We start from the raw sequence: 8,399 nt of genomic DNA, 5'->3' as shown, positions 1-8,399 counted from the left end.
TCAAAAAAAATATGAAAAAGAAAATAAAAAAAAGCTTGAAGAAATATTAGAAATAGTCTACAGCGAACTTTTAAAACCTCTAAAAAAACCTGTTTAAAAAAGAAATTGAAATAGTCATTGTTTTAGATAATTACCCAGTCCATCATGCTAAAATATTGAAAAAAACTTGTAAATACCTTAATATAACTCTTATACATTTACCACCATACTCCTCTAAGCTTAGCCCCATTGAACAGGTCTGGAGAACCATAAAAAAAGAATTATCCACAGAATTTATCGAAAGTGAAGAATTTCTAATTGAAAATTTTGAAAAATGGCTTTATGAAAACATTGACAAAAAGTCCTATACAAAAAATGGATTGATAAATTCATATTTAACATAAATAACGACCCATTAATCGCATATATGTGCGAATATGCAGTTTTGACACCATAAAATAGATCATGAATCCTTTTATAATTTATTTTCAAACTTTTCAAAATAAACTATATAATAAAAGAATTAACTAAAAATAAACAAAGAAACAAGATAAATAAAAGGAAAACATAAAAATCAAAAAAAGAAAAATGTTAACTTTACAGCATTGATATTTTTGTAACATGATTACAATTTTTCATAATTGTTATAATCTCAAAAATTTCTAAATCTTAGTTAAAAAGTTTTTATATTGATCTATGGCTATTGTACCCAATCAGTTAATTTAGTTAAATAGATATTTTTAGGTTTTTCCAAGCATTTTTGTTAGTTTCTGGGGTTTTTGAGATTAAATTGTATACATTTAATAGATTGAATTTAGATTTATCATTTAATGGTATTAATTCATTTTTAGCTATTCGATAAATTAAAAAATCATCTGTTAAATGAATTATTCCTTTTTTCTTTATTTTAATCTTATTAAGTATATTTTTTAAAAGATTGTATTGATATTTTATTTCATCTATATTTTCATCGTATAATACATTTATTCTAATATCATCTTTAGCTTTATTAGAATTTTTATCTATAATAAATAATGAATAATTAAGAGCAGCTGGATTGTATGGATAAAAATAATCAGTACTATTTATTCCTTTAAAAATAGCTAAACTAGGATCAGCTAAATCGATTAAATCATTGTTTTCAAATACTAAATAATTTGTGTTTATATCTAATTTATCATTGAAATACTTATTAAAATCCACTATATCTCTCTCCTTCACACTTTAAGTTCTATAAATAATATGATTAATTAATTCAGTTTAATAGATGTACAGTTATTAATTATTGATTTTGATAGATATATAATTAACTAAAACTTAATTTCCAGTGAAAAACATTGCTTAATTAATTTACTTATCTTTAATAAATATATTTTAGTAAAAAACATTTTAGCAGTGAAATAAATGGTTGATACACATCATAAATTCATAAAATTTTTAAAGAATAATAATAAGAATAAAAAATAGGAAAAATAAAAATAAGAATAAAAATAGGAAAAATAATAATAAGAATAGTGAAAAAATTAAAAAGAAATTATTTAAATCTAAAATGGGTGAGAATAATAATAATAATAATAATAAAAAGATATAGGAAATTAAAAAATTATTTACTCATTTTTTCATCTACTAACTTTTTAGCAAGTGGAGTTATGTTCTCGGATAATATATTATTTAAGAATTTTCCAGTGTAAGTATCAGTTTTAGCTATTTCTTCTGGAGTACCTGTAGCTACTACTTCACCACCACCATCTCCACCTTCAGGACCAAGATCAATGATATAATCTGCAGTTTTTATAACATCTAAATTGTGTTCTATGACTACAACTGAATTACCAGAATCAGTTAATCTATCTAAAACGCTTAAGAGACGTTTTATGTCTGCAAAATGAAGTCCTGTAGTAGGTTCATCAAGAATATAAAGTGTTTTTCCAGTACTTTGTTTTGATAGCTCCTTAGCTAATTTAATCCTTTGAGCTTCTCCACCAGATAAGGTGGTGGCTGATTGACCTAATTTGATATATCCAAGCCCCACGTCATCCAAAGTTTGCAATTTTTTCTTGATTTTTGGAATATTTTCAAAGAAGCCTAGTGCTTCTTCTACAGTCATTTCAAGAACTTCATAAATGTTTTTTCCTTTATAACGAATATCTAATGTTTCGTCATTGTAACGTTTTCCTTTACAGACTTCACATGGAACGTAAACATCAGCTAAGAAGTGCATTTCTATTTGAATTATTCCATCACCAGAACAAGCTTCACATCTTCCACCTTTAACATTGAAACTAAACCTTCCAGGTTTGTATCCTCTTGCTTTAGATTCAGGTGTTTCAGCAAAAATTTCTCTAATGTGAGTGAAAAGTCCAGTATAAGTAGCAGGATTAGAACGAGGAGTTCTGCCTATTGGGGTTTGATTAATAATAATTATCTTATCAACATTACCAGTCCCTTCCATGCTATCGAATTTACCAGCAAAACTATGTTTATGGTTAAGAATGCCATTTAAACCTTTATAAAGAACTTGATTTATTAAAGAACTTTTTCCAGAACCTGACACCCCAGTAACACATGTAAATACTCCTAAAGGGATGTCGACATTGATATCTTTAAGATTGTTTTCTTTTGCACCTTTTATTTTAATGTAATTTCCATTTGAACTTCTTCTAGTTTTGTTAATTGGTATGCTTTCTCTTCTTGAAAGATAATTACCAGTTATAGAATCTGGAGAATCCATGATTTCAGTAGGGGTTCCACTAGCTACCACTTTCCCACCATGTTCACCAGCTCCAGGACCAATATCTACTACATAATCTGCAGATAAAATAGTCTCTTCATCGTGTTCTACAACAACTAAAGTGTTTCCAATATCTCTAAGACGTTTTAATGTTTCAATCAGCCTAACATTGTCTCTTTGATGAAGACCTATACTTGGTTCATCAAGAATGTATAGAACTCCAACAAGTCCAGAACCAATTTGAGTAGCTAACCGAATTCTTTGTGCTTCTCCACCAGATAAAGTACCAGATGATCTTTCCATTGTAATATAATCAAGACCAACATCAACCAGGAATTTTAATCTCTCATTGATTTCTTTTAAAACCTCTTTAGCTATAAATAATTCTCTTTCATTTAATTCAATGTTTTGGAAAAATTTATAACAATCTTTAATTGGCATTGCTACTACTTCAGCTATTGATTTTTCACTAACAGTAACAGATAAGGCTTCTGGACGAAGTCTTTTTCCTCCACAAACATGACATGAATGGTCACTCATGAATTTAGATATGTAGCTACGAGAATAGTTTGATTTGGTTTCTAGATATTGTCTCTCCATTCTAGTGATTACACCTTCAAATTTTCTTTTAACATTATAAGATTTGTTTCTTCGTTTAAACTTGAAAGGAATCTTTTCTTTTGATCCATATAGGATGATAGTTTGTTCTTCTTTTTTTAGATCTTTAAATGGAGTGTCCATTGAAAATCCAAAGTTAGTAGCTACTGCTAATAACATCTGATGATAATAGTTCTCTTTATTTGGTTTTGATCTACTCCATGGAACTATGGCTCCTTCATTTAGAGATAACTCTTTATTTGGAACAATAAGATCTGGATCCATTTCCATTTTGCTTCCAAGACCATTACATTCTGGACAAGCTCCATGTGGACTGTTAAAAGAGAACATTCTTGGACTGATTTCTTCAAAATTTATTCCACAATCTACACAAGCGAAGTGTTCTGAATAGACTTTTTCATATATTCCACTTTCTTCCTTATTTTTTTTATTTTTCCCTTTATTTTTAGATGAGTTGCCTTTTTTTTGAGTAGATTCTTTAGTTGGCCCCTTGTCAAAAAGTATAGTAACAATTCCTTCACCAAAAGAAAGAGCTGTTTCTATAGAATCAGCTAATCTACGTTGAAAATCAATGTCTTCTCGTATTATTAGCCTATCTACCACCACTTCGATGGTATGTTTAATAGTTTTAGGTAGTTTGATATTTTCTTCTAGATCTTTTATTTCTCCATCTACACGAACTCTAACAAATCCTTTGTTTTGGAGGTTTTCAAAGATTTTTTGATGTTCTCCTTTTCTATCCCTTACCACTGGAGCAAGAACTTGGATTTTAATTCCTTTTCCTTCTTCTACTATACTCTCTACAATTTGACCTGTTGTTTGTGGTGATATTTCCTTACCACAGTTATAACAATGTGGTGTTCCTATTCTTGCAAAAAGTAGTCGAAGGTAATCATATATTTCAGTGATGGTTCCAACAGTTGAACGTGGGTTCATTTTTGTTGTTTTTTGATCAATAGATATAGCTGGTGAAAGACCTTCTATATAATCTATTTCAGGTTTTTTCATCTGTCCTAAAAATTGTCTTGCATATGCAGACAATGATTCAACATATCGACGCTGTCCTTCAGCATAGATAGTATCAAATGCTAATGATGATTTTCCAGATCCGCTTAATCCAGTTATGACAATGAATTTATCTCTTGGAAGAGATAAGTTTAAATTTTGAAGATTATGCTCTCTAGCTCCTTTGAGAACAATTTTATTTTTACTTAAATTATCGCTACTCATTTTAACCCCTTTGTGTTTTATTAGTTAATAGCTATTATATTGATTATTTGTTATTATTAGATCTCAATTTTATTATTAATTCAATCGTTAATCTTTAGAAAATCCCAATTTTATTATTAATTCAATCGTTAATCTTTAGAAAATCCCAATTTTATTATTAATTCAATCGTTAATCTTTAGAAAATCCCAATTTTATTATTAATTCAATCGTTAATCTTTAGAAGATCTCAATTTTATTATTAATTCAATCGTTAATCTTTAGAAAATCCCAATTTTATTATTAATTCAATTGTTAAGATTTAAATAATCTTAATTTTAACATCAATTCGATTAAAATTAATTTCTTTATAAATTAACCCTAATTTTAACCTTATTCGTTTCACTGAAAATCATAAATTAGTTAAATTAATTATTACAATTAATAATATAATATAAAAATAAATTATTTCTTATTCTATTTATCCTTATAATTATTTAGTAATAGAATTTTTTATATATAAATAATAAAAAACAATAATCATTGATTAAATTAAAATATTTTATGAATTTTCTTTTAAAGCAACACCATAAGACTTAATGAATGAAATTTTTCTTTATGGAGTAAATAAAATTTAATATATTAAATAATTATGTATTATTTTATCAAAATTCATAATCATATGTTTATTCAGTATAATATATATATTTTTTTAATCATAGAAAGTTTTACTATTAATCATATAAAATTTATTTTCAATAAAATTATTTAATTACACCTATAATAATTAACTTATAAGGATTACTATTTTTATAAGAATATAAGAAAATTATGATAGTGTTTGAAAAGTAATATAGTGATTAAATTTTTTAATATAACACATAAATATAATAATTTTGACTAAATATAGTACATATGTTTCACTATTTATCTTAAATAGACTATCTTCTTTTATTATCCTATTTTTTAGCTACTCCCTTAATTAAGATTAATTGATCCCTTAACTTAGCTGCTTTTTCAAAATCTAATGCAGTAGCTGCATCTTTCATGTCTGCTTCTAAATCTTGAATTAATAGAATCAATTCATCTTTAGGCATCTTCTTAAGATCTGCAGCATCTTTATCATATTTTTGAATCTCTTTTTTACGCTCTTTTAATGTTCTAGCAGTTGATTTAGGAGTTATATTATGTTTCTTATTATAGGCAATTTGTAGTTTTCGTCTTTTATTTGTTATATCAAGAGCATTTTTAACAGAATCAGTCATTTCATCTGCATACATCATTACTTGACCTTCAACATTTCTTGCAGCTCTTCCAATTGTCTGAATAAGAGATGTTTCAGATCTAAGAAAACCTTCTTTATCTGCATCAAGTATACCTACAAGAGATACCTCAGGAAGATCCAAACCCTCTCTTAAAAGATTAACTCCTACCAGACAGTCAAATTCTCCTCTTCTTAAATCATCCACTATATCAATTCTTTCTAAAGTATCGATTTCTGAATGAAGATATCTAACTTTAACCCCAATTTTTGCATAATAATCTGTCAAATCTTCAGCCATTCTTTTGGTTAATGTGGTAATCAATACTCTTTGATCTTTGTCTACTCTTTTTCTAACTTCTCCTAGAAGATCATCAACTTGACCTTTAACTGGCCTTACAATGACTTCAGGATCAATTAGTCCTGTTGGTCTTATGATTTGTTTCACTACATTTAAGCTTCGACTGATCTCATAGTTACTAGGAGTAGCTGAAACGTAGATAAGTTGACCAACAGATTTTTCAAATTCATCAAATTTAAAAGGTCTATTTTCTTTAGCTGAAGGAAGACGGAAACCATGCTCTACTAAAGTTTCTTTCCTAGCCCTATCTCCATTATACATTCCTCGAATTTGTGGGACTGTAACATGTGATTCATCGATTATGGTCAAAAAGTCATCAGGGAAATACTTAAGAAGGGTATAAGGCATCTCACCCCATTGCCTATCTGAGAGATGAAGAGAATAATTTTCAACTCCTGGACAATAACCCATTTCAGCTAACATCTCTAGATCAAAACGAGTTCTTTGTTCAAGACGTTGGGATTCAAGCTGCTTATTTTGAATATTAAGTTCATTCAATCTCTGATCTAACTCATTACTAATATCTCCAAGAGCTCTATTTAATTTTTCTTCCCCAATAACGAAATGCTTTGCAGGAAATATGGTGTATCTCTGTAGATTTTGAATTTTTTTACCTGTTATCTTATCAATAAGAGAGATTGAATCTATTTCATCTCCAAAAAGTTCTATTCTAATAGGAGGAGTACCATGAACAGGATTTATTTCTACTACATCTCCCCTAACTCTGAATTGTCCAGTATCAAACTCAATGTCATTCCTTTCATATTGCATATGGATTAATCTAGACAGAATTTCTCCCCTATCCATAATATCTCCAGGAGCTATTGAAAGTTTAAATTCACCATATTCTTCAGGTGATCCTATACCATAAATACATGAAACACTTGAAACTACAATCACATCATCACGAGATAGCAAAGACTGTGTAGCAGAATGTCTCATCCTATCAATTTCTTCATTTATTGATGCCTCTTTATCAATAAATGTATCTGTTCTTGGAACATATGCCTCAGGTTGATAGTAATCATAGTAACTCACAAAGTATTCCACAGCATTATCTGGAAAAAACTCTTTAAACTCCTCATATAACTGAGCAGCTAATGTTTTATTGTGAGAAATAACCAAAGTTGGTTTTTGAACCTCTTGAATAACATTAGCCATTGTAAAAGTCTTTCCAGATCCAGTTACACCAAGAAGTGTTTGTTCATGAAAATTTTTATTTATCCCATTAACTAGAGATTTAATAGCTTTTGGTTGATCTCCAAGAGGTTTATAAGCAGAATTTAATTTAAATTGTTTCATAAAATAATCACCGATAAAATTAATATATTTGAAAGCTTGAATAACTTGAATTTAAGAAAAATTAAAAAATAAATTAATATATGAATTAATATATACATTATAATAAATTTAATAAAGTTATGATCTTTTATAGTCTATTTAAGATAAGATTGTTATGGTATTTAATAATCTAGTTAATAATGATAATCCTTCGTTGCCTATTTAATAATGATATGATATTTAATAATTTATTTAATAATTATATGATAGTAGATAATCTATTTGATAATGATATGATAGTAGATAATCTATTTAAGAATAAAATTATTATTTAATAAGTTATCTAAAGTACATAATAAATTTAATAAGAAAATACTTGTAAATTTAATAATTTTTTTATTTAATTATAACAATAATTATATTATTTTTTATTTTATAAATAAGTATTGAGAGCAAAAGAAATCTAATAAAAAATAGTAATCCTGATAAATGAAAAAATATAAATGACTGCAAAAGAAAAATAATTAAATTGAAAAATAATGATATTTATATAAATAAATTTCTAATATAGTCAATTTGATAAAATTCTTAATAAATAAATTATCTAAAAAATATTATAATCTTAAGTTAATAATTTTAATTTATTAAACTAATAAAGATATTTAAATAATATATTTTTAATAATAATAATAATCAATTTTAAGAAGTTATAATTAAAAATAAATGATATTAAGAATTTAATTTATTTTCAAAATTTAAGAACTTTTCCATAAAAACTATAATTAATTTTTTTAATTATATTATAATAACAACAAAGTTAATAATAATAATATATAATAATCAGTAGTTCGTAAAGTGTTTTTGTATTTTTATTTTTTTATGTGTTTTTTGTTTTGTTCTTTTGTTTTGTTCTTTTTTTATCAATTGGTTTCTTATGTTATGTTGGGATTTGTTGTGGTAT

4 protein-coding genes are annotated in these 8,399 nt (G+C 26.5%); 1 reads left to right on the top strand and 3 read right to left on the bottom strand.

The genetic code is table 11. The features are described 5' to 3' along the window. Window positions 1-89 precede the first annotated feature (89 nt). Window positions 90-383 carry a transposase gene (locus MBCUT_RS10625; protein ID WP_084270795.1) on the top strand — a complete coding sequence of 98 codons (294 nt, stop codon included), beginning with the start codon at window positions 90-92 and terminating at the stop codon, window positions 381-383. A gap of 322 nt (window positions 384-705) precedes the next feature. Here MBCUT_RS10625 and MBCUT_RS09190 read toward each other — a convergent pair whose 3' ends face one another. The 3 genes from MBCUT_RS09190 to uvrB form a co-directional block, all read right to left on the bottom strand. Beyond that, window positions 706-1,182 (bottom strand): hypothetical protein, encoded by a 477-nt coding sequence (locus MBCUT_RS09190; protein ID WP_067260386.1) that lies wholly within the window; start codon window positions 1,180-1,182, stop codon window positions 706-708. A 400-nt stretch (window positions 1,183-1,582) separates the two neighbouring features. Then, a complete protein-coding gene (uvrA, locus tag MBCUT_RS09185; protein WP_067260385.1) occupies window positions 1,583-4,558 on the bottom strand; it encodes an excinuclease ABC subunit UvrA in 2,976 nt (991 codons plus the stop codon). Between the two features lie 936 nt (window positions 4,559-5,494). Beyond that, entirely contained in the window at window positions 5,495-7,459 is a 1,965-nt protein-coding gene (gene uvrB / locus MBCUT_RS09180; RefSeq protein WP_067260384.1) for an excinuclease ABC subunit UvrB, read from the bottom strand. Window positions 7,460-8,399: the final 940 nt, after the last annotated feature.

The organism is Methanobrevibacter cuticularis, assembly GCF_001639285.1.
GTDB classification, from domain to species: domain Archaea; phylum Methanobacteriota; class Methanobacteria; order Methanobacteriales; family Methanobacteriaceae; genus Methanobaculum; species Methanobaculum cuticulare.
This window is presented reverse-complemented; position numbering and strand designations above follow the sequence as displayed.

Coding starts and splice junctions, on each gene's coding strand:
- uvrA (WP_067260385.1), bottom strand. CDS start 4,558: ATGAGTAGCGATAATTTAAGTAAAAATAAAATTGTTCTCAAAGGAGCT.
- uvrB (WP_067260384.1), bottom strand. CDS start 7,459: ATGAAACAATTTAAATTAAATTCTGCTTATAAACCTCTTGGAGATCAA.